The organism is Blastococcus sp. SYSU D00813 (assembly GCF_054050735.1).
On record NZ_JBJGZX010000038.1, the window covers coordinates 1 to 22,157 of the forward strand.

The window sequence follows — 22,157 nt, forward strand, 5'->3', positions numbered from 1 at the left end:
GGGGGGCGAGGGGTCCTCGCCCCCCGCACTCCACCCGCGGCCTCAGGTGACCTTCTGCGCCTCGGTCAGCCAGCCGGCGAGCTCCTCCATGTACGCGGCCTGGGCCACGTAGTCCGGGCCGATGTACTTCCACGGGTACACCTGCCCGGCCTGGACGGCGGGCAGCAGCGCGGCGGTGGGCTGCTGCGCGATCTCCTCCGGCGTCATGCTGCCGCGCAGCGAGTAGAGGATCACGTCGCTGGGGTAGTCGGGCACGCTCTCCCAGCCCACGGCGTGCCAGAAGTAGTCCTCGCCGCCCGGGTCGACGAACTCCACGCCCAGGTCCTGGTAGAGCCGCAGCTGCGGGTCGTCGGGGGCCTTGCCCATGTACCAGCCCTCGCTGGCGGTGGCGTAGACCGGCAGCACGGTGATCCCGCCGGCGGCCGCCTCGCTGAGGGCCTCCGACGCCGCCTCGTAGTCGGCGCGCGCCTCGGCGACCTCGCCGCCCGCGGTGTCCACGCCGAGTGCCCCGGCCAGCTCGACGAGGCGCTCGATCACGTCCGCCCCGGACCCGGTGTAGGCGATCTGGATGATCGGGGCGATCGCGGCCACCTGCTCCTGCTGCGCGGCGTCGGTGAAGCCGTAGGCGAGGGCGTCCTCGGGGATCTCGCCCGAGGAGTCCTCCGGGTAGACGGTCGTCACGATGACGTCGGGGTCGGCCGCGGCCAGCGCCTCGACGTCGATCTCGCCGTAGCTCGAGCCGACGACCGCGACGTCGTCGAGGTCGCGGCCGTCGAAGGCGACGTCGTCCTGGGGGGACGTCTGCCCGAAGGTGGCCACCGGCGCGATGCCGTAGTTCCACAGCGACGCGGTCAGGTCGGTCAGCCCGGCGATGCGGGTGGGGGTCGCGTCGAGCTCCACCGTGGTGCCGACGTCGTCGGTGAAGGACCAGCCGCCGTCGCCGGACGCGCCTGCGGCGTCGTCGTCCTCCCCGCCGCAGGCGGCGGTCGCGGTCAGCGCGAGCAGGGTCAGGGCCGCGGCGGTGGCGCGGCGGGTCGTTCGGGGCACGGTCTCTCCTCGTCGTCCGGGGTCGAGGGTTCCCTCGGTGGCGCGCAGCAGGTTAGCCTCACCTAACAGGCCGTCCGGACCGGGGTCGGCACCGAGGATCGGGGACCGCTCGTGACCACCACCGAGGCCGCCACCAGCGAGGTCGCGCCGGTGGAGGCGCCCGGCTGGCGCTTCTACGACACGGTCGTGACCGCGACCCGCCGCCTGGGCCCGAGCACGGTGCGGCTGACCCTCGGCGCTCCGGACCTGGCCTCGTTCGGCGTCGCCGGCGACGACCAGCGGATCAAGTTCGTGATCCCGCAGCGGCCCGGCATCGACGTCATGGAGCTCCTCGTCCCCGGGCCGGACTGGTACACGGCCTACTGCGCGCTGGCCGACGACGTCCGCCCCCACCTGCGCACCTACACGATCCGTGCGGCCCGGCCCGAGCGCGCCGAGCTGGACGTCGACGTCGTCCTGCACGGGGTGGGGGAGGGGCACGCCGGACCGGCCGCGAGCTGGGCCGCCGCCGCCGTCCCCGGCGACCGGCTGGTGCTGCTGGGCCCCGACCGCCCCGGCACGGGCCGGATGTGGGGCGTGGAGTGGGCCCCGCCGGCCACCGCGCACACCCTCCTCCTCGCCGCCGACGAGACGGCCGTCCCGGCGGTGGGCGCGATCCTCGAGGGGCTGGCCCCCGGCCGCCGGGTCGTCGCGCTGCTCGAGGTGCCCGAGGCCGGCGACGAGCAGGCGCTGGACGTCCCCGAGGGCGTGGACGTGCGCTGGCTGCCGCGCGCCGGCCGCGCCCGAGGTGAGCTGCTGGTGCCCGCGGTGCAGGCCGCGCTGCGCGAGCTCGGCGTCGCCCGGCCCGAGGCGCACCAGGACGTCGAGGACGTCGACGTGGACGCCGAGCCGCTGTGGGAGGTCCCCGACGTCGACCCGACCGCCGGCTGCTACGCCTGGCTGGCCGGGGAGGCCGGAGTCGTGAAGCAGCTGCGCCGGCACCTGGTCACGGACCTGGGCGTGCCGCGCAACGAGGTGGCGTTCATGGGCTACTGGCGGGTCGGCGTCGCCGGCTGAGGCCCCCGCGCGGGCTCGCCTCAGCGCAGGCGGCGGACCGGCACCACCATGGGAGTCCCGGCCACCGGGTCGGGGACGACCCGGGCGTCGAGCTCGAAGACCTCGGCCATCAGCTGCTCGGTGAGCACCTCGCCGGGCGTGCCGGAGGCGACGAGGACGCCGTCGCGCATCGCCACCAGCCGCTCGGCGTAGCGCGCGGCCAGGTTCAGGTCGTGCAGGACGACGACGACCGTGCGGCCCCGCTCGGCGTGCAGCCGGGCGACGAGCTCCAGGACGTCGATCTGGTGGGCCAGGTCGAGGTACGTGGTGGGCTCGTCGAGCAGGAGCAGGTCGGTGCCCTGCGCCAGCGCCATCGAGATCCACGCGCGCTGCCGCTGACCGCCCGACAGCGCCTCCACCGGCCGGTCGGCGAGCTCGGTCATGTCGGTCCAGGACAGGGCCTCGGCGACGGCGTCCTCGTCGTCCCGGGACCACTGGCGCAGCCAGCTCTGGTGCGGGTGCCGGCCGCGGGCGACCAGGTCGGCCACGGTCAGCCCGTCGGGGGCGATCGGCGTCTGCGGCAGCAGGCCCAGCACCCTGGCGACGTCGCGGGTGGGCGTCTTCGCGATCGACCGCCCGTCGAGGACCACCTGCCCCGCGGTCGGGCGCAGCAGCCGGCCCAGGGCCTTGAGCAGCGTGGACTTGCCGCAGCCGTTGGGCCCGACGATCGCGGTGAACGAGCCGTCGGTGAGGGCCAGGTCGACGTCGTGGACGACGACGCGCTCGTCGTAGGCCAGGCGCACCGACTCCGCGGCGAGGCGGACCGGTCCGTCCGGGGTGGCGGCGGCGCGGGTGGTCTCGCCCGCGGTCAGGTGTGCGGTCACAGCGTCGATCGCCGCCTTCCACGGAGGAGGAGGAGGTGGATGAGGTAGGGGGCGCCGACCACCGCGGTGAGGATGCCGACCGGCAGCGCGGCGGGGAGCACCGTGCGGGTCAGCAGGTCGGCGGTCGCGACGAGCAGCGCGCCCAGCAGGCCGGAGGCCAGCAGCGGTGGCCGGGAGCCGCCGGTCAGCCGGACGGCGATCTGCGGGACGACGAGCGCCACGAACGCGATCGGCCCTGCCGCGGCGACGGCGGTGGCGGTGAGCGCGACGGCGATGAGCACCACGACGGCCTGGGTGGCGGCCAGCCGGACGCCGAGCCCGCGCACCGTGTCGTCGCTGAACTGCAGGACGCCGAGGGCGCGGGACGCGGCCAGGGCGACCGGCACCAGCACGAGCAGCGACAGCGCCAGGGGGACGGCGTGGTCCCAGGTGCGGGCGTTGAGCGACCCGGTGATCCACACGTAGGCGGCCGAGGCGTCGTAGATCTCGGCGCGGGTGAGCAGGTACTCGACGATCGCGCTGCTCAGCGACCACAGGGCGATGCCGACCAGGACCAGCCGGAAGCCCTCGATGCCGGCGCGCCAGGCGAGCACGAAGAGGAGCAGGCCGGCGACCAGCGCCCCCAGCAGCGCCGACAGCGGGATGCCGAGGCCGCCGAGCAGCTCACCAGTCGTCGTCGAGCCGCTGAGCACGATGGCGGCCACCGCGCCGACGGACGCGCCCTGCGTGATGCCCAGGACGTCGGGGGAGGCGAGCGGGTTGCGGGCGAAGGTCTGGAAGAGCGCGCCGGACATGCCCAGCGCGAGGCCGACGAGCAGGCCGACGGCGATCCGGGGGGCGCGCAGCTCGAGGACGATGAACTCCGAGCTGCCCTCGCCGAGGCCCACGAGCGTGCGGAGCACCTCGGTCACGGGGACCGGGAAGTCGCCGCGGCCGAGGCTGACGGCCGACACCAGGACCAGCGCCGCCGCCGCCACCAGGGGGACGACCAGCTGCCGCCAGCGGATCCGCGCCGAGGCGGGACCGATGCGGACGACCGTCGTCCCGCGGCGGGCCGGGACGGCGGCCGGGCGCTCCTGCGTGGCCGTCACGGTCCGGCCAGCCGGCGGCGGCGGATGAGGGCGATGAAGAACGGCGCGCCGACGAAGGCCAGCACGATGCCGACCTGCACCTCCCCGGGGCGGGCCAGGACCCGGCCGAGCACGTCGGCCGACAGCAGCAGGACGGCGCCGAGCAGCGCCGAGCCGGGGACCAGCCAGCGGTGCCGGGGGCCGGTGATCGCCCGCACGACGTGCGGCACGACCAGGCCGACGAAGGCGATCGGCCCGCAGGCGGCGGTGGCGGCCCCGCACAGCAGCGTCACGCCGGCCAGGCCGACGAGGCGGGCCAGCCAGATCCGCTGGCCGAGGCCACGGGCGACGTCCTCGCCGAGACCCAGCAGGTCGAGGGCCGGGGCGTTGGCCAGCGCGAGGAGCAGCCCGACCACGATGAAGGGGGCGACCTGGCCGGCGACGTCGGCGTCCCGGCCGGCCAGGGAACCGACCACCCAGAACCGGTAGCCGTCGAGGGTCTCCTGGTCGCTGACGAGGATCGCCTGGACCAGCGCGTACAGGAGCGCGGTGACCGCGGCGCCGGCGAGCGCCAGGGTCACCGGGGTGGCCCCGCCGCGCCCGGCCGAGCCGAGCACGAAGACGACGACGCTGCCGGCCAGGGCCCCGCCGAAGGCGAACCAGACGTATCCCGAGGGGGTGCCGACGTCGAGCAGCCAGATGGAGAGCACCACGGCGAACGACGCGCCGGCGGTGACGCCGAGCAGCCCCGGGTCGCCCAGCGGGTTGCGGGTGTGGCCCTGGGTGAGCGCGCCGGCCGCGCCGAGGGCCAGCCCGACGAGGACCCCGAGCAGCGTGCGCGGCACCCGCAGCTCGCGGACGACCACCGCCTCCTCGGTGCCCAGCCCGGGGGTGGTCAGCGCCTCCCACACCGAGCCGAGGGGGATGGGGCGGGAGCCGACGGCGATGCTCAGCGCCGCGGCGACCACGAGCAGGACGAGCAGCACGAGGATCGTGGCCGCGCGGCCACCGGTGCCCCGCAGCAACCCGCGCCGCTGGTCGGCGACGGCCGCGGCCGCGGGGGCCGGGGCGTCGGTCACGGCGCTCACGGCGGCTCCCGGGCGGACGGCGGAGGAGGACGGGCACGGCTGTTGATCAGGCAAGCCTCACCTTACTGGCGGCACGCCGGTCCCGGCACCCCCGGAGTCCGTCGTCGACCCGGGCCGACCACCGTGCGACCGGCGCCGGGCCGCACGCGGACCGTCAGCCGCACCAGGCCTCCGGGGCGGCCGCGGCAACCGTCGGCCGCTCCGCCCAGGAGCGCGGGCTCACGAACCGCCACACGACCACGAACACCGCCGACCAGCTTGACGGCACCGGTCGTCAAGGGGTCGCCGGCAACGGTGGACAGGCTGCGGGCGGCCACCGGCGCGCGCCCCTGCGGTGGGCGCAGCCCCGGGCGTCCGGCTCAGCCGAGGCCGCTGATGTCGTCGGGGACGTCGACGGCGTGCTGGCGGAGCGCCTCGAGCGGCACCACCTCCAGCGCGCGGGCGTTGGTCGCGGCCAGCACGACGCCGGCCGCGGCTCCGGCCTGGTAGGCCTGCAGCCAGCGGACCGCCACCACGCACCAGCGGTCACCGGGGACCAGACCGGGGAAGCCGAACTCCGGCCGCGGGGTGCGCAGGTCGTTGCCGAGCTCCCGCTGCAGGTCGAGGAACTCCGCCGAGACGACCGCGCACACGGTGTGCCGGCCGAGGTCGTCGGGGCCGCTGCTGCAGCAGCCGTCCCGGTAGAAGCCGGTCATCGGCTGGGTGCCGCACGGCTCGAGCGGTCCGCCCAGCACGTTGCGCTCGTCGCCCGGTCCGCTCGTCACCCGGTCACCTCCGCTGCCGCCGGCTGCCGCCGTGCCAGTCCTCCTCGCGCCCGACCTCCTCCGGGCGGACACCGAACGAGGGCAGCTGCGGGCGTTCGCGCAGGCTCCGCTTCAGCTCGGCGAACCCCGGGAAGGCGGCCAGCGCGACGACGTGGTCCCACAGCTCGACGGCGTCCTCCTCGGCCGGCAGGCGGCTGATCACCGGACCGAAGAACGCCGTCCCCTCCGGCGGGCGGAAGTGCAGGATCGGCGTCCCGACGTCCCGGCCGGTCAACCGCAGCGCCTCCTCGGTCTCGTCCTGCAGCACGGCGTCCCAGCCCTCGTCGTCCAGCGCCGTGGCCAGGCCGGCGGGCAGGCCGAGCTCGGCGAGCACGGGGCCGACGAACTCCGGCGTCCCCCCGCTGCCCGCCGCGGGCCGTTCGGCCTCCGGTGCGTGGAAGATCCGCTCGCCCAGCGCGCGGTAGAGCCGGTCGACCGCCTCGGGCCCGTGCTCGTCCCGCACGCGCGCCGCCACCCGGAGCAGGCGCAGGCCGTCGGTGTGCCCGGCCTCGTAGTCGGGTGGGAACTGGGCGGCGTAGTCGACGTGCGCGTTGAGCAGGCGCAGCGAGATGAACCGCCACTCCACGAGGTAGCGGCGGCGCGCGGCGACGATCCGGACCCACTCGCTGGTCATCCAGGCGAAGGGGCAGACGGGGTCGAAGTAGAAGCGCAGGTCGGCGTCCGCCACGGCTGGAAGGTAGCGCCGGTCGCGCCTGTCCGCCGGACGTACCGGGACCGGCGGCCGGGCACTCGAGCCCGCCCGCCGGTCCCGATCCGGTCAGCCGACCTCGGCGCCCTCCGGGCGCCGGCGCAGCCCGGCCACGGTGCCCAGCCCGGCGACCAGGCACAGCACCGCGACGAGCAGCCACGAGGCGACGTCGACGCCGGTGTAGGCGAGCCCGCCCGCGCCGGCCCCGCCGGCCGTCAGCGCGGCGCCGGTGAGCAGGCCGCCCGACCAGGCGGCAGCGACGGGGGCCGCCGGGCCACCGCTGGTCCCGGGGTGACCGGGCGTGCCGGGGTGCGCGGGCGCGCCCGGGTGGCCGGGCGTGCCGGACTGGCCGGGCGTGCCGGGCTGGTCGGGACCCCCCGGGCCCTCCGGGTCGGTCGGGGTCGTCGGACCGCCGGGGGTGCAGTCGCCGGAGCCGCCGCCGAGCAGTCCGATCCCGGTTCCGCAGACGGTGATCGGCAGGTCGACGTCGATGCCGGGGCCGTCCGTCCCGGGACCGCCGGGCCCCCCGGGCGTGCCCGGGGCGGGCGTGCAGCCGCCGGCGGCGTCGCCGAGCAGGCCGATGCCGTTCCCGCACACGGTCACCGGGAGGTCGACGTCGACGACCGGACCGCCGGTGCCGGGACCGCCCGTGCCCGGACCGCCGGCGGCGGGCGTGCAGCCGCCGGTGGCGTCGCCCAGCAGGCCGATGCCGTTCCCGCACACGGTCACCGGCACGGAGACGCCGAGCAGGCCGCCGTCGCTGCCGGGCGGGGTCGGCGCGGTGCCCGACGCGGCGGCGTCGCCGAGCACGCCCACGGCGTTGCCCACGACGCTGACGGGGACGGTCACGTCCGCCGGCGTCGCCGCCGGCGGGGACGCGGGCTCCTGCGTGGCGGTGCCGCCCAGCAGCCCGACGCCGTTGCCGCCGACGGTCACGGGCACCGACACGGACACCGCCCCGAGGTCGACGCCCAGGTCGGCCTCGACAGCGGGCAGCGGCAGGCCGGGACCGGGGACGTCCCCGAGCACGGCCAGCGCGTTGTCGGTCACCGTGACCGGCACCGAGACGTCCAGGCCGTCGTCCGCGGACGCGACCCCCGTGCCGACGGCCCACAGGCCGCCGGTGAGCAGCGCGGCCTCCAGGCCGCGACGGATCCAGGTGTTCATGCGAGTACCTCTCCTGACGAGTGGGTCCCCGGTCCCGGCGGGACGGCGGGGTGTGGCGCTGCGCCGGCGCGTGGGCCGGCGGCGCCCCACTCAGTCGGGAGAGGTCGCGGCGTCCGCCCCGGGCGAGGCGGGCAGGCGCGAGCCCGACGGGCCGGCGAGGAGCCGGCCGCCGTCTCCGGGGGACGACGCGGGGACGGGGAGCGCCGCGGAGGGCTGGTCGGCGCCACCGGAGCCGGTCCCGGCGCCCGCGCCGGCACCCGGCGTCGCCGGGGTCGCGACGGCGGGCGGCAGCGACGCGGACGGCGCGGGCGCCGGCACCGGGGCGGGTGCGACGACGGCGGCCGGGCGCGGCTCGTCCGGCAGGGCCGCCGTGACCGGCGCCGACGGCGTCCCCGTGACGGACGGCGCGGCCGGCGGCGGCGCAACCGGCGAGGGCGCGGCCGGCGACGGCCCGGCGCCGGCGGTGGCCTCGACGGCCACGGCGGGCGCCGGCTCCGCGGGCTGAGCGGGTGCGCCCGGCACCGGCAGACCGACCGGCGGAGCGGGCACGGGGCCGATCGGGGCACCAGGGAACGGCGCGCCCTCGACCAGCTCCACCACGGGCGGGACGACGGGCGCGAGGGGCGTGCCGCCGAGCAGGTCGGTCACCGGCTCGGTCACCGACCGCACGACGGGGGCCAGGACGTCGTCCACCACCGGCCGCAGCGGGGGCGGGGTGGCCTCCGCGACCGGTGGGAGGGCGTCGAGCACCGGTCCGGTCACCCCGCCGACCACGGCCGAGACCCCGGTGAGCAGGTCGCCCACCGGCCGTTCCTGCGCCGAGGCGGAGGGTGTGGCCGCCAGCTGACCGGCGACCCACAGCCCGGCGCCGAGACCGGCCACCGCGAGGCCGCGCACGGCGAGCCGGCGCAGCAGGGCTCGACGCCCGCCCGCACCGTGTCCCGTCGCCATGGCCGACGCCTCCTCCGGTCACCGCCTCACCACAGAGAGTGATGCAGGAGGGACTGCCCTGGCGAGCCGGACGGCGTCCCCCGATGGGCTGGAGCACGCACGGGCCCGCTCACGGTGCGTCACCGCGGAGCGAGCGGGTGTGCCACGTGAAACGTCCGGGACGGGATGGCAGGGTGCGGATCCGGAGAGTGCGCGCCCCGGGGGACCGGTCGAGCGCGCACCGGGAGCGAGGAGGCCGCCGTGACCGAGCACCAGCCCGACGTCCTGTGGCGGCCGACGCCCGAGTCCGTCCGCGCCACGCGCATCGCCGACTTCGCGGCGCGGGTGCAGCAGCGGCGCGGGATCGACCTCGGCGACCCGGTCGACTACGACCGGCTGTGGCGCTGGTCGGTCGACCACCTGGACGCGTTCTGGGCCGAGGTCGCCGACTGGAGCGGTGTCCTCCCCGGCGTCCCGGACGACCGCGTGCTCACCCGGCGGGAGATGCCCGGCGCCGAGTGGTTACCCGGGACCACGGTCAACTACGCCGAGCAGGCGCTGCGGCACGGGACCGGGGCCTCCCCGGCGCTGGTCGCGGTGACCGAGGCGGTGCTGGCCGGGGAAGCCGAACCGGCCGAGATCTCGTGGGCGTCGCTGCGCCGGCAGGTCGGTGCCTTCGCCGCCACGCTGCGCCGCCTCGGGGTGCGCCGCGGCGACCGGGTGGCCGGCTACCTGCCCAACGTGCCGGAGGCGGTCGTCGCCTTCCTCGGCGCGGCCTCGATCGGCGCGGTCTGGTCCTCGTGCGCGCCGGACTTCGGCACCCGGAGCGTGCTCGACCGGTTCGCGCAGATCGAGCCGACGGTCCTGGTGGCCGTGGACGGCTACCGCTTCAACGGCCGCCCGCACGACCGGCGCGAGGTCGTCGCCGAGCTCCGCGCCGCGCTGCCGAGCGTGCGGACGACGATCGCCGTCCCCCGGCTGTTCCCGGACGAGCTCCCCGGCGGGAGCCCCGGAGAGGTGCTGTCCTGGGCCGACGCCATGGCCGGCGAGCAGGAGCCGGTGTTCGAGCCGCTGCCGTTCGACGCACCGTTGTGGATCGTCTACTCCTCGGGCACCACCGGGCTGCCCAAGGGGATCGTGCACGGCCACGGGGGCGTCGTCCTCGAGCAGCACAAGCAGCTGGCCCTGCACGGCGACGTCCGCCCGGGGGACCGCTTCTACTGGTACGCCTCCACCGCCTGGATCATGTGGAACATCGCCACCTCGGCGCTGCTGGTGGGCGCGACGGTGGTGGTCCACGACGGTGCCCCGGCGTACCCGTCGGTCGACGCGCAGTTCGCGCTCGCCGAGCGCACCGGCGTCACCTACCTGGGCACCAGCGCCGGCTACCTGACCGCCTGCGAGAAGGCCGGCCTGCGCCCCGGTGAGACGCACGACCTGTCCCGCGTGCGGGCCATCGGCTCCACCGGCTCGCCGCTGCCCGCGTCGGCGTTCCGCTGGGTGTACGACAGGGTCGGCCGGGACGTCTTCCTCGGGTCCCTGTCCGGCGGGACGGACGTCGCCACCGGCTTCATCGGCAGTTCCCTGCTCCTGCCGGTGACCGCCGGGGAGCTCCAGCGGCCGATGCTGGCGGTCGCCGCCGCGGCGTGGGACGAGGACGGCCGGCCGGTCGTCGGCGAGCTGGGCGAGCTGGTCGTCACCGAGCCGATGCCCTCGATGCCGCTGCACTTCTGGGCCGACCCCGACGGCACCCGCTACCGCGAGGCGTACTTCGAGCCCTGGCCCGGCGTCTGGCGGCACGGCGACTGGCTGGAGGTCACCGAGCGCGGCACCTGCGTGATCACCGGCCGCTCGGACTCCACGCTCAACCGCGGCGGCGTGCGCATGGGGACCGCCGACATCTACGCCGCCGTCGAGTCGGTCCCCGAGGTCGCCGACTGCGTCGTCCTCGGGGTCGAGCAGCGCGACGGCGGCTACTGGATGCCGCTGTTCGTGCAGCTCGTCCCCGGCGCGGAGCTCACCGACGACCTCGTCGCCCGCATCCGCGGCGCCATCCGCGAGCAGGCCAGCCCGCGGCACGTGCCCGACGAGGTGCTGGTGGTGCCCGGCGTGCCGCACACGCGGACCGGCAAGCGGCTGGAGGTGCCGCTCAAGCGGCTGTTCCAGGGCGTCGACCCGCAGAAGGCGGTCAACAGCGGCGCCGTCGACGACCCGGCCCTGGTCGACCACTACGTCGCCGGCCCGCGAGCGCGGCGTCCGCTGAGCCCTCGCTGGGCCCTCGCTGGGCCCTCGCTGGGCCCTCGCTGGGCCCTCGCTGGGCCCTCGCTGGGCCCTCGCTCGGCCCTCGCTGGGCCCTCGCCGGGCCGTCGTTGAGCCCTCGCTGGGCCGTCGCCGGGGCACTCGCCGGGGCCCTGCGGCCGTGACCCGGCCGTGACCTGCGGAGCCGGTTCCTCACTATTGGGGAACTCCGCTGTCCCACCTGCCCCATCCGTCCGATGTGTCACGCGTGTGGACGACGAGGCGGACGGCCCTGCTCGGTGGAGCCCTGGCGACGATCCTGGGGACGGCGGTCCTCGCGGCACCGCCCGCGGTGGCCGAGCCCCTGCCTCCGGTCGGGGTGACCGAGCTGCCGCCGGCGACCGACCCGGCTCCCCCCGGGTCGACGGACGAGGCGCCGACCACCGTCTCCGCGATCGTCGTCGTCGACGGCGAGGCCGAGGTCATCACGCGCGAGGCCGCCCCGTCCGAGGTCGCCGAGGTGACCGAGGAGCTGGAGCGGCAGCCCGGCGTCGTCGACGTGTCGGTGGACACGCCGGCCTCCATCGCCGCCGAGGACCCCTACCGCTACGCCCAGTGGGCGCTGGACGACCTCAGGCTCCCCGAGCTGCCCGCCGGCGCCGCGGACGGCTCCGGTCAGCTCGTGGCCGTGCTCGACACCGGCGTGCTCGCCACGCACGAGGACCTCGCCGGCCGGGTCCGGTGCGACCTCGGGGCCGACTTCGCCCCGGACGCCGGGTCCTACCCCGGCACGAACGGCTGCATCGACCCCCACGGCCACGGCACCCACGTCGCCGGCCAGATCTCCGCGGTGAGCGACAACGGGCTCGGCATCACCGGCGCGAGCAACGCGGAGATCATGCCGGTCCGCGTCCTCGGCACCAGCGGGAGCGGCACCTCGGCCACGATCGCCAGCGGGATCATCTGGGCCGTCGACCACGGCGCCGACGTGATCAACATGAGCCTGTCCGGGCCCTACAACTCGCAGTACAACACCGCGGTGAAGTACGCGACGGACCGGGACGTGGTCGTCGTGGCGGCTGCGGGCAACAACCGGGCCGAGGGCAACACGGTCAACTACCCGGCGGCCTCGCCGGGCGCCATCGCCGTCGCGGCCACCGACGACCTCCGGCAGTCCACCTACTTCTCCTACTCCGGTCCGACGAACTGGATCTCGGCCGGCGGCTGGTCGGTCGTGTCGACGGACCCGCTGTACGAGTACGTCTCCCGGAGCGGCACCTCGATGGCGGCGCCGCACGTGGCGGCGGTGCTCGCCCGGCACCGCGACGCCTTCCCGACCCACACCCAGGCGCAGATCCGCGACCTCGTCCGGACGACGGCGATCGACATCGAGACGCCGGGCTTCGACGACAACACCGGCCACGGGCTGATCGACGCCTACGAGCTGATCACCGGGGCGGAGGGGCCGGTCGTCTCCGCGCCGGGCGCCCCGACCGGCGTCACGGCCACCCGCGGCGACCGGCAGGCGACCGTCTCCTGGGCCGCCGCGCCCGACGGCGGCAGCCCGGTCACCGGCTACCTGGTGACGGCGTCCCCGGGCGGCGCGACCGCAACGACGACCGGCGGCACCTCGGCCACCGTGACCGGCCTGGCCAACGGCACCGCGTACACCTTCACCGTCACCGCGACCAACGCCGTCGGCACCGGCCCGGCGAGCGCCGCGAGCGCGGCCGTGACGCCCGCCGGTGTGCCGACCGCGCCCACCGGCGTCACCGCCGTCCGCGGGGACGGCTCGGCCACCGTCTCCTGGACGGCGGCCACGGCCAACGGCACCCCGGTCGCCGGCTACCGGGTGACGGCCACGCCGGGCGGACCGACGGCGACAGTCACCGGCACCACGACCACCGCAGCGGTCACCGGCCTCACCAACGGGACGTCGTACACCTTCCGCGTCACCGCGACCAACGCGGTCGGCACCAGCGGGGCCAGTGCGGCGAGCAACGCCGTGGTCCCCGCCGGGCCGCCCGCCGCTCCCACCGGGCTCACCGTCCGGCCGGGGGACCGCAGCGTCGTCGTCACCTGGGTGGCCGCGTCGGGCAACGGCAGCCCGGTGACCGGCTACACGGTCACCGCGTCCGCCGGAGGTGCGCCGGTCGCCACCGCCACGACCAGCGGCGCCCTGACGGCGACCGTGACCGGCCTCAGCAACGGCACGACCTACACCATCACCGTCCGGGCGACCAACGCGCTCGGGACCGGCCCCGCCGGACCGGGCCTCGACACCGTGCCCACGGTGCCCGTCGCCGCTCCGGCCGCTCCCACCTCCGTGACCGCGACGGCCGGGGACCGCCGGGCGACCGTGTCGTGGACGCCTGGCGCCGACAACGGCAGCCCGGTGTTCGAGTACACCGTCACGGCATCGCCGGGCGGGATCACCACCGTCGTCGTGGGCACCACGGCCACGGTGACCGGCCTGACCAACGGGACGGCGTACTCCTTCCGGGTCGTGGCCCGGAACTCGATGGGCACCAGCCCGGCGAGTGCCCCCAGCGCCGCGGTGACACCACGCGCGCCGTCGCCGATCACGGTCGCGTACCAGCAGGCCGGCGGGGACACCGGACCGCTGGGCCCGCCGACCAGCGCCGAGCGGTGCGGTCTGCGGAACGGCGGGTGCTTCCAGAAGTTCGCCCACGGGTCGGTCTACTGGTCACCGGCGACCGGGGCACGCGTGGTGATGGCCGGTCCGGTGATGACGCGGTGGGGTGCGCAGCGCTGGGAGACCGGGGCGCTGGGGTACCCGGTGTCCGACACCGTCTGCGGCCTGGCCGGCGGCGGCTGCCGTCAGGACTTCCAGGGTGGCTCGGTGTCCGCCAGTGCTGCCGGTGGCTACGTCGTCCTGGGGGCGATCCGCACCCGCTGGACCGCCGGCGGTCGCGAGGGCGGGGCGCTGGGGCACCCGATCACCGAGGAGCGGTGCGGTCTGCGGAACGGGGGGTGCTTCCAGAAGTTCGCCCACGGGTCGGTCTACTGGTCACCGGCGACCGGGGCACGCGTGGTGATGGCCGGTCCGGTGATGACGCGGTGGGGTGCGCAGCGCTGGGAGACCGGGGCGCTGGGGTACCCGGTGTCCGACACCGTCTGCGGCCTGGCCGGCGGGGGCTGTTACCAGCACTTCCAGGGCGGCTCCGTCTACTCCGGCAGCGCCGGTGCCTTCGTCGTCCGGGGGGCACTCCGCACCCGCTGGTCGGCCACCGGGTGGGAGCGAGGCGCGCTGGGTTACCCGGTCGCCGAGGAGCGGTGCGGTCTGCGCGACGGCGGCTGCTTCCAGCGCTACCAGGGCGGGTCGATCTACTGGTCGCCCGCCGGCGGGGCCTGGTCGGTCGGCACGCAGGTGCTCGCGGCCTGGGGCGCCCAGAGCTACGAGCGGGGCCGGTACGGCTACCCGGCCGGGGAGGCCGTCTGCACGCCGGCCGGGGCCTGCACCCAGCGGTTCCAGGGCGGGACGGCCTCCTGGTCGGCGTCCACACCCGTCCGGTTCCGCTAGCGGGAGGCGAACGGACCGCGCAGCACCGACCACTGCAGCAGCACGACCGTCTTCGCGTCGGCGATCCGGCCGTCGTCGACCATGGCCAGCGCCTCGTCGACGTCGAGCTCCAGCACCTCGATGTCCTCGCCCTCCTCGGCGACCCCGCCGCCGGCGGAGACCCGGTCGGCCGGGGTGTACGGCGCGGCGAAGCAGTGCAGCCGCTCGGTGACCGAGCCGGGGCTCGTGAAGACGTCGAACACGCGGGTCACCTCGCCGACGACGACGCCGAGCTCCTCCTCGGCCTCCCGCCGGATCGCCGACTCGGGGTCCTGGTCGTCGAGCAGCCCGGCCGCGGCCTCGACGAGCATCCCGTCGGGGTGGCCGTTGACGTAGGCCGGGTAGCGGAACTGCCGGGTGAGCAGCACGGTCCGCCGCGCGGTGTCGTACGGCAGCAGGGCCGCGCCGTTCCCGCGGTCGTAGGTCTCCCGCTGCTCGGTGGTCCAGCGGCCGTCGCGGCGGCGCTGGTCGAACGTCGTCCGCCGCAGCACGTGCCAGGCGGCGGCCAGCAACTCGACGTCGCGGACGACGACGTCGGGGTTCCCGGTCAGGTCGCGACCGGCCAGGTGCAGCCCGGTCCGCCCCCGGTGGTCGGGGACGTCGACGCCGGGGACGCCGGCCGTCACCGCGGTCACCGCGCCACCGCCGGTACCTCGGCCAGGCTGCGGTAGACGGCGGCCCCGCGGGCCTCGGCCAGCGCGACCATCTCGTCGGACCCGGCGGAGGCGCCCGGCAGCCGCAGCACCGCGTCGCAGCGCGCGACCAGCCGGCGGCCCATCGGGTGGAACACCTCGTCGAACGCGGCGTCACCGACCCGGGTCGACCCGGCCAGGGCCGCCAGCGGGAGCGCCAGGTCCTCCCCGTTCACGGCGAGGTGCCCGGCGCGGAACAGCGCGAGGCAGGCCTCCTGGATCGCGCGGTGGTTGGCCGCGATCAGCGCCGGGTCGTCGCCGGTGCCGCCGCGGTAGGGCCCGGCGACCAGGATCATCAACGGCTCGTTCACGCGCACACGACCTCCACGTCGGCGGACTCGAGGGCGGCCAGGGTGTCCTGGGCCGCGGGGGAGAGCTGGGGGTCCCGGGCGCTGGGGTCGGTGATCAAACGGCCGACCGCGGCGAGGGGGGCCACGGCGGCGAAGGCGCGCACGCCGAGCTTCGAGGCGTCGGCCACCACCAGCGCCGAGCGGGCCGAGGCGAGGGCGGCCTGCTTGACCGCGGCGTCCTCGAGGGTGAACTCCGACCAGCCGGCCTCGGCGCTGACCGCCCCGATCGACATCACGAACAGGTCGAAGGTGAGCTGCCGCAGCACCGTGGCCGTGAGCGGCCCGGACAGGCTCTGCTCGCCCGGCCGGGACTCCCCGCCCACCACGAGCAGGCGGATCCCCGGCCGGTCGGCCAGCGCCGCGGCCACCGGGAGGCTCAGAGCGGCCACGGTCAGCGGGCAGTCGCCGCCGGCGGCGCGGTCGGCGAGGTGGCGGGCCACGTGCACGGTCGTCGTCCCCGCGTCGAGCAGGACCGTCGAGCCGGGCTCGGCCAGGTCGGCCACCGCCCGGCCCAGCCGGTCCTTCACCCCCGCCTGCCAGCCGGCACGGGCGGCGAAGCCGGCCTCGCTCTCCGGCTCGGCCACGGCCACGGCACCGCCGCGCACCCGCTCCACCAGCCCGCGCGCCTGCAGCGCGTCGAGGTCGCGGCGCACGGTCATCTCGGAGACGCCCAGCCGGGCGGCGAGGTCGGCGAGCGAGACGCGGCCGCCGTTGCGGACGAGCCGCAGCGTCACGTCGAGCCGGTCGGGGAGTGCCACGCCGTCTTCCTACCACTATCCTGTGAGATCTGTGAAGTACGTGTGAGGTGCGTGGCGTCGATCACGAACGCGGGTGACGGCGCCGAGCGGGGGGCACCCTCCCCGGCCAGAGTGACCACCGACGCCGGCCGAGCAGGGAGCGACGATGACGTCGAGCGACAGCGCCACCGGGGGGACCACCGAGCTGAAGGAGGCCCGGCCGCCGGAGCTCCTGCCGCCGTGGCACACGCCCGAGCGGGAGGCGCTGCAGCTGCAGGCCCGCCGGTTCGCCATGGACGAGGTGCTGCCGGTGGCCAACGAGCTCGACCCGCAGAAGGGGCTGATCCCCGCCTCGCTGCTGCAGCGGCTGGCGGAGCTGGGGTACTTCGGCATCACCGTCCCCGCCGAGGACGGCGGCCTGGGCCTGGGCGTCTTCGAGTACTGCATGGTGTCCGAGGAGCTGGCCCGCGCCTGGATGAGCACCGCGAGCATCCTCGCCCGCGCGCAGGGCCTGGGGACGTCGCTGGCCGACCCTGACCGCCGCCGGGAGCTGCTCCGCCGCAGCGCCCGCGGCGAGTGGATCGGGGCGATCGCGCTGTCGGAGCCCGACGCCGGCTCGGACCTCGCCGGCGTCTCCACCCGGGCCGTGCTCGAGGGCGACGAGTGGGTCGTCACCGGCCGCAAGCGCTGGTGCGGCAACGCCGAGGCCGCCGACTTCATCCAGGTGCTCGTCCGCGAGCGCGACCCGGAGGAGGGCGAGCCGCGCTCCCGGGGCCTGCGCACCCTGCTGCTGGAGAAGGAGCGGGGCGAGTTCCCCGAGGGCCTGTCGGGCCACCCCATCGACAAGGTGGGCTACCACGGGTTCCTCACGTGGGACCTGACCTTCGACGGCGTCCGGATCCCCGCCGGCAACGTCCTCGACGACGCCAACGCGGCCGACGGGGAGGGCGAGGAGGCGGCCCGGGCCGGGATGCGCAAGGCCAAGGAGTTCCTCGACACCGCGCGCGTGCACACCGCCGCCCGCGCGGTGGGCCTGGCCCGCGCGGCGCTGGAGGACTCGGTCGTCTACCTGCAGGAGCGCGAGCAGTTCGGCCACCCCATCGCCGACTTCCAGGCGCTGCGCTTCGCCGTCGCCGAGATGGCCGCGCAGATCGAGCAGAGCCGCGCGTTCTACCGCCAGGTCGCGCACCTGCTCGACCTCGGCGTCCCCTGCGACCGGGAGGCCGCGATGGTGAAGCTCGAGGCCACCGAGATGGCCGTCCGGGTCACCAGCCAGGCCATGCAGCTGCACGGCGGCAACGGCTACACCACCGAGCGGCAGGTCGAGCGGCACTGGCGCGACGCCCGGCTGACCACGATCTTCGAGGGCACCAGCGAGATCCAGAAGCGGATCATCAGCGACCGGATGCTGCCCCGCTCACCCCTCGCCTGAGCGGAGTCGCTCGAGCGCGGGAACCGCTCCCGAGCGACTCCGGACGGGGGACGCGAGCAGCAGGTGGGCGACCACGCCGGCGACCAGGAGCACCGCCTCCAGCACCCGCCCGGTGGCCAGCCCGGCGACCGCGAGCGCGAGGCAGATCGCGGAGTACAGGGACGCGGGGTACGGGGACCGGGGGGCCAGGGGGACCGGCCGGACGACGGCGCTGCTGCGGGACATCCGTCCACCTCTTCGTCGAGTGGGAGGTGCCCCGGTGTCTACACCGGGGTCACGGGGAGGCGCCAGGGGCGCAGGGCGGTCGCTCATCCGAGGAAGGTCAGGTACAGCAGGGCGAGGTTGAGCGTGATGACGGCGGTGGCGACCACCGAGGCCGCCACGGTCGTGCCGCGCCGGTTGACGTGCTCGCCCATCACGTCGCGCCGCGCGGTCAGCACGACGAGGGGCACGAGGGCGAAGGGGATGCCCAGCGACAGCACGACCTGCGAGACGACCAGCGCCTCGCTCGGGTCGGCGCCCAGGGCCAGCACGGCGATCGCGGGGACGACGGTGAGGACCCGCCGCAGCAGCAGGGGGATGCGCCGCCGCAGCAGCCCGCGCATGACCTCCGCGCCCGCGGCGCTGCCGACCGAGGTCGAGGCCAGCCCCGACCCCAGCAGGGCGACGGCGAACAGCAGCGCGACGCCGGTGCCCAGCTCCGAGGACATCAGCGCGTGGACGCCCTGCAGCGTGTCGGTGCCCGGGAACCCCTGCAGGCTCGACGCGGCCACCACCAGCAGCGACAGGTTGAGCACCCCGGCCAGCACCAGGGCGGAGGCGACGTCCCCGCGCGTGGCCGAGAGCAGCCGGCCCACGCCCAGCCCCTCGCCGCGGGCGCCCAGCCGCGTCGTCGTCAGGCTCGAGTGCAGGTAGATCACGTGCGGCATGACCGTCGCGCCGATGATCCCCGAAGCCAGCAGCACGCTGTCGGCGCCGGCGAAGGAGGGCACGAGCCCGCCGGCCAGGTCGCCGCCGTCCGGTGGGTCCACGACGAGTCCGGCCATGAACCCGACGGCGATCAGCGCGAGGAAGCCCATGACGACGCGCTCGAGCGCCCGCTGCCCCCGCGCGTCGCCGATCCGCAGGACCAGCAGCGACACCGCGGCGGTCAGCACCGCGCCGAGCACCAGCGGGACGTCGAACAGGATCGCCAGCGCGAGCGCGCCGCCGACCACCTCGGCCATGTCCGTGGCGACCGCGATGGCCTCGGCCTGCACCCAGTAGGCCAGCCGGGCCGGCGTCGGCAGGCGGTCGCCGAGCTGCTCGGGCAGCGACCGGCGGGTCACCAGGCCGAGCTTGGCCGACAGGTACTGCACCAGCACGGCCATGACGTTGGCCAGCACCACGACCCACACGAGGGTGTAGCCGTAGCGGGCACCCGCGGTCACGTTGGTGGCCACGTTGCCGGGGTCGACGTAGGCCACCGCGGCGACGAAGGCCGGGCCGAGCAGCGCGAGACGGCGCTTCTGGTGCAGCACTGGTCCCCTCCGCTCGCCGCTGACGCCGGGGACAGCGTGCCATGGCGGAGCAAGTATTCGTTCCGTCTCGGCGCCGGCTCGGGTAGCTTCCGCTCGTGCGCACGGCCGTCATGCGGGTGGTCATCGACGCGGACGGCGTTCTCGGGCCGGACGCGTACGAGGCCGGTCTGGTGGCGTTGCGCGACGCCGCGCTCGAGGTGGTGGCCAGCCCGCCGGAGCACCTCCCGGAGCGGCACCGCGAGGTGGAGCTGATCCTCGAGGAGTCGCAGCTGGCCGACCGCGACGACTACGTCGGCCTGTGCTCGCGGGCCTTCGGCCTGCCCGCCACCCCCGGCGTCGTCACCTTCATCAGCCGCGGGACCGACGACGACGCCCGCGGCGTGCTCGCCGGGTTCGGCGTGGAGGCGCCGGTCGAGCGCTGGGAGGAGGACGGCGAGGAGGTCGTGCGCGTCGTCCTCGACCGGGAGCAGTCCCGGCGGGTGCCCGAGGGCCGGCTGCACACCGCGCTGGAGGCCGCCCTCAACTGCGAGGTGCGGATCGTCGTCCGCGAGGCGGCCGACCCGGTCTCAGCCGCGGAGCGCGCCCCGTAGCAGCGCCGCACGCAGGAAGGCCTGCGCGCGTGCCGTCCCGGTCCGCGCGTGCTGGTGGAACGGCAGCCACAGGACGGAGCGGATGTGCAGAGCCAGGTCCGGCACCGTCCGCAGCGAGCCGTCCGCCGCGCCGCGCGCGAGCAGCTCCTCCAGCGCCCGCAGCCGCCCCTGGGTCTCCAGGTAGTAGTCGTGGAACGGGCTGCTCGTCGCCTCCCGGCCGCTCCAGCCGTAGCGCAGCATGCAGGACTCGGCCTCGAACCGGCGGCTGGCGTGCACGAACACCCGGACCAGGCCGTCGAGGGTCTCCACCGGCGGCGACCCGGCCGCCAGCACCGCGGCGAAGGCGTCGCCCAGGTGCCCGGAGTAGCTCCCCAGGACCTCGCGCAGAAGCGCCTCCTTGGACTCCACCCGCCGGTACAGCGTGCCCATCCGGACGCCGGCGGCCGTGGCGATGTCGCGGACCGTCGTCGCGTCGTAGCCGCGCCGGGCGAACTCGGTGCGGGCCGCGGCCACGATGCTGTCGCGGTCCCGCGGGCCGCCGGCCGGCTCCTCGCTCCGCCACCGGGCCACTGCCTCGCTCGCCGCGCGGGAGGCGGCCGAGCCGTCGAGCCCGGCGTCGGGCGGGCAGGCGGGGGCCACCCCCTGCAGCAGGACGTCGCACAGCCCGGTCGCCAGCTCCCGCGGGTCCCGGTCGCCGGGGTAGCTGCCGGGGGCCTCGAGGGTCACCTGCTGGAGGGCGAAGCGGAGCAGCGCCGGGTCGGCGCCGCCCGGACGCGCCGGCCGCAGCCCGTCCACGGCGTCCCGCCAGGCCCGGTCGAGCGCCGCCGTCGGCAGGCGCATCGCCGAGCGCAGGCGGGGCGTGGCCACCGTCGGCGGCTCGAAGGCGCGCAGCCGGACGGCGGCGCCGTGCGCCGAGCTCAGCGCCATGACGTCGGCGGTCAGCTGCCGGACCCGCTGCTCGGCGGCGGGGCCGGGCTCCGGCGGGTCGGCTCCGGCCGCGGCGGCCACCTCGGCCAGCGCCTCGCCGAACGCGGTCAGCAGCTCGGCGGCGATCTGCTCCTTGGACGCGACGTGGTGGTAGAGGCTGCCGGGCAGCACCCCCACGGCATCGGCGATGTCGTTCATGGTCGTGCCCGCGTAGCCGGCCGCCTCGAACAGCCGGGCGGCGGTCTCCCGCACGACCTGCGCCCGCGCGCTGTCGCCGGGGGCCGTGCGGCCCGCGGCTCCGCGCACGCCCGTCATGGCGTCGAGTATGGCCGCCCGCGTGCCGGCCGAGCCGCGCCGGTGCGCCGGGCGCCCACGGTTTCCACGGAAGACCCGACGGAGAGGAGAGGTGCAGGTGGCTGAGACCGAGACGGTGGTCAACGGCGGGGTCGTCGTCCACGAGTTCGTGGGGCCCGAGGACGGCGAGGTCGTCGTCCTCACGCCCGGTGGGCGGTTCAGCAAGGACTACCCGGGCGTCCGGGAGCTGGCGGAGGGCATCGCGGCGGGCGGCAAGCGGGTGCTGCTCTGGGACCGCCCGAACTGCGGGAGGTCCGACATCCAGGTCTTCGGGCGGTCCGAGTCGCACATGCGCGCGGAGACCCTCGGTGGCCTCCTCGACGCCCTGGGGATCGAACGGGTCGTCAAGTTCGGCGGCTCCGGCGGCGCGCGCGACTCGATCGTCTTCGCGCTGATGTACCCGGAGCGGGTCAGCCGGCTGGCGCTGTGGAACATCGTCGGCGGCAACTTCAGCACGATGTCCCTGGCCGGCGTCTACATCCTCAACGAGCTGCGCACCGTCCGCGCCAAGGGGATCGAGGGCATCATCGAGCTCGGCGGGGCCGCCGGCGGCTGGACCGACCTGGTCCGGGACAACCCGCGCAACGCCGACCGGCTCCGGGCGATCGGGGCCGAGGAGTTCGAGCGGGTCATGAACCGCTGGCTCGACGCCTTCATCCCCAAGCCGAACGAGGCCATCCCCGGCGTCGCCGACTGGGAGTTCGGCGAGATCCGGGTGCCCACGCTGATCATCCGGCCCGGGATCGCCGACCACGACCACCCGCCGACGACGTCGTTCCGGGTGCACACGCTGATCAGGGGCTCCCGGCTGATCGAGCCGCCGTGGCCCGAGGACGCCTGGGAGCAGGGCGGCCGCGACCGGGAGGCCGGGACCGGCGGCATCTTCCAGTCCTGGGTGCTGGCCGCGCCGACCCTCGTCGACTTCGTCGACGGCAAGGAGGCCGGCGAGCCCACGACCATCAACTGGAACGGCCGCCCCACCGGCTGACGCCGGCGCGTGC

At 76.2% G+C, this 22,157-nt stretch carries 20 protein-coding genes; 6 read left to right on the forward strand and 14 right to left on the reverse strand.

The window, feature by feature from the left end:
- Window positions 1-42 precede the first annotated feature (42 nt).
- Window positions 43-1,047, reverse strand: a complete 1,005-nt coding sequence (locus ACI8AX_RS19650) for an ABC transporter substrate-binding protein (RefSeq protein ID WP_456551542.1) — start codon at window positions 1,045-1,047, stop codon at window positions 43-45.
- Window positions 1,048-1,158: 111 nt separating this feature from the next.
- On the opposite strand from ACI8AX_RS19650, the gene ACI8AX_RS19655 reads away from it, so the two are divergent.
- The gene (locus tag ACI8AX_RS19655) at window positions 1,159-2,103 is read left to right on the forward strand and encodes a siderophore-interacting protein (RefSeq protein WP_456551543.1); all 945 of its coding nucleotides are present in this window, start codon (window positions 1,159-1,161) and stop codon (window positions 2,101-2,103) included.
- A 20-nt stretch (window positions 2,104-2,123) separates the two neighbouring features.
- Here the strand turns inward: ACI8AX_RS19655 and ACI8AX_RS19660 are convergent, their stop codons facing one another.
- From ACI8AX_RS19660 to ACI8AX_RS19690, 7 genes are all read right to left on the reverse strand, one after another.
- Complete coding sequence (locus ACI8AX_RS19660; RefSeq protein ID WP_456551544.1) at window positions 2,124-2,966, reverse strand: ABC transporter ATP-binding protein; 843 nt, start codon at window positions 2,964-2,966, stop codon at window positions 2,124-2,126.
- Window positions 2,963-4,057, reverse strand: a complete 1,095-nt coding sequence (locus tag ACI8AX_RS19665) for a FecCD family ABC transporter permease (protein WP_456551545.1) — start codon at window positions 4,055-4,057, stop codon at window positions 2,963-2,965. The genes ACI8AX_RS19660 and ACI8AX_RS19665 overlap by 4 nt, the downstream gene beginning before the upstream one ends.
- On the reverse strand, window positions 4,054-5,124 hold the full coding sequence (locus ACI8AX_RS19670) for a FecCD family ABC transporter permease (RefSeq protein ID WP_456551546.1): 1,071 nt from the start codon (window positions 5,122-5,124) through the stop codon (window positions 4,054-4,056). Before ACI8AX_RS19670 ends, ACI8AX_RS19665 begins: the two co-directional genes overlap by 4 nt.
- A gap of 359 nt (window positions 5,125-5,483) precedes the next feature.
- On the reverse strand, window positions 5,484-5,888 hold the full coding sequence (locus ACI8AX_RS19675; protein ID WP_456551547.1) for a DUF2237 family protein: 405 nt from the start codon (window positions 5,886-5,888) through the stop codon (window positions 5,484-5,486).
- A 4-nt stretch (window positions 5,889-5,892) separates the two neighbouring features.
- On the reverse strand, window positions 5,893-6,615 hold the full coding sequence (locus tag ACI8AX_RS19680; protein ID WP_456551548.1) for a mycothiol-dependent nitroreductase Rv2466c family protein: 723 nt from the start codon (window positions 6,613-6,615) through the stop codon (window positions 5,893-5,895).
- A 90-nt stretch (window positions 6,616-6,705) separates the two neighbouring features.
- Window positions 6,706-7,803 carry a hypothetical protein gene (locus tag ACI8AX_RS19685; protein WP_456551549.1) on the reverse strand — a complete coding sequence of 366 codons (1,098 nt, stop codon included), beginning with the start codon at window positions 7,801-7,803 and terminating at the stop codon, window positions 6,706-6,708.
- 90 nt (window positions 7,804-7,893) lie between these two features.
- On the reverse strand, window positions 7,894-8,754 hold the full coding sequence (locus tag ACI8AX_RS19690; protein ID WP_456551550.1) for a hypothetical protein: 861 nt from the start codon (window positions 8,752-8,754) through the stop codon (window positions 7,894-7,896).
- Between the two features lie 240 nt (window positions 8,755-8,994).
- Here ACI8AX_RS19690 and ACI8AX_RS19695 point away from each other — a divergent pair, with 240 nt between their 5' ends.
- Together ACI8AX_RS19695 and ACI8AX_RS19700 are read left to right on the forward strand one after the other, a co-directional pair.
- Entirely contained in the window at window positions 8,995-11,106 is a 2,112-nt protein-coding gene (locus ACI8AX_RS19695; RefSeq protein WP_456551551.1) for an acetoacetate--CoA ligase, read from the forward strand.
- A 133-nt stretch (window positions 11,107-11,239) separates the two neighbouring features.
- Entirely contained in the window at window positions 11,240-14,515 is a 3,276-nt protein-coding gene (locus ACI8AX_RS19700; RefSeq protein ID WP_456551552.1) for a fibronectin type III domain-containing protein, read from the forward strand.
- On the opposite strand, the gene ACI8AX_RS19705 is transcribed toward ACI8AX_RS19700, so the two are convergent.
- From ACI8AX_RS19705 to ACI8AX_RS19715, 3 genes are read right to left on the reverse strand one after another with little or no spacing between them, the layout of a single operon-like run.
- Window positions 14,512-15,189 (reverse strand): NUDIX domain-containing protein, encoded by a 678-nt coding sequence (locus tag ACI8AX_RS19705; RefSeq protein ID WP_456551553.1) that lies wholly within the window; start codon window positions 15,187-15,189, stop codon window positions 14,512-14,514. The genes ACI8AX_RS19700 and ACI8AX_RS19705 overlap by 4 nt on opposite strands.
- A complete protein-coding gene (locus ACI8AX_RS19710; protein WP_456551554.1) occupies window positions 15,186-15,557 on the reverse strand; it encodes a DUF4406 domain-containing protein in 372 nt (123 codons plus the stop codon). Before ACI8AX_RS19710 ends, ACI8AX_RS19705 begins: the two co-directional genes overlap by 4 nt.
- A complete protein-coding gene (locus tag ACI8AX_RS19715; protein WP_456551555.1) occupies window positions 15,554-16,354 on the reverse strand; it encodes a DeoR/GlpR family DNA-binding transcription regulator in 801 nt (266 codons plus the stop codon). The genes ACI8AX_RS19710 and ACI8AX_RS19715 overlap by 4 nt, the downstream gene beginning before the upstream one ends.
- 145 nt (window positions 16,355-16,499) lie before the next feature.
- On the opposite strand from ACI8AX_RS19715, the gene ACI8AX_RS19720 reads away from it, so the two are divergent.
- Window positions 16,500-17,765 (forward strand): acyl-CoA dehydrogenase family protein, encoded by a 1,266-nt coding sequence (locus ACI8AX_RS19720; protein ID WP_456551556.1) that lies wholly within the window; start codon window positions 16,500-16,502, stop codon window positions 17,763-17,765.
- Here ACI8AX_RS19720 and ACI8AX_RS19725 read toward each other — a convergent pair.
- Window positions 17,751-17,990 carry a hypothetical protein gene (locus tag ACI8AX_RS19725; RefSeq protein WP_456551557.1) on the reverse strand — a complete coding sequence of 80 codons (240 nt, stop codon included), beginning with the start codon at window positions 17,988-17,990 and terminating at the stop codon, window positions 17,751-17,753. The two genes, ACI8AX_RS19720 and ACI8AX_RS19725, sit on opposite strands and share 15 nt — an antisense overlap.
- Before the next feature lie 83 nt (window positions 17,991-18,073).
- The gene (locus ACI8AX_RS19730) at window positions 18,074-19,285 is read right to left on the reverse strand and encodes an Nramp family divalent metal transporter (RefSeq protein WP_456551558.1); all 1,212 of its coding nucleotides are present in this window, start codon (window positions 19,283-19,285) and stop codon (window positions 18,074-18,076) included.
- A gap of 95 nt (window positions 19,286-19,380) precedes the next feature.
- Between ACI8AX_RS19730 and ACI8AX_RS19735 the strand changes: the two genes are divergently transcribed.
- Window positions 19,381-19,875 (forward strand): hypothetical protein, encoded by a 495-nt coding sequence (locus ACI8AX_RS19735; RefSeq protein ID WP_456551559.1) that lies wholly within the window; start codon window positions 19,381-19,383, stop codon window positions 19,873-19,875.
- Here the strand turns inward: ACI8AX_RS19735 and ACI8AX_RS19740 are convergent.
- On the reverse strand, window positions 19,852-21,117 hold the full coding sequence (locus ACI8AX_RS19740; protein WP_456551560.1) for a TetR/AcrR family transcriptional regulator: 1,266 nt from the start codon (window positions 21,115-21,117) through the stop codon (window positions 19,852-19,854). The genes ACI8AX_RS19735 and ACI8AX_RS19740 overlap by 24 nt on opposite strands.
- 97 nt (window positions 21,118-21,214) lie before the next feature.
- Here ACI8AX_RS19740 and ACI8AX_RS19745 point away from each other — a divergent pair, with 97 nt between their 5' ends.
- Window positions 21,215-22,144 carry an alpha/beta fold hydrolase gene (locus ACI8AX_RS19745; RefSeq protein WP_456551561.1) on the forward strand — a complete coding sequence of 310 codons (930 nt, stop codon included), beginning with the start codon at window positions 21,215-21,217 and terminating at the stop codon, window positions 22,142-22,144.
- Window positions 22,145-22,157: the final 13 nt, after the last annotated feature.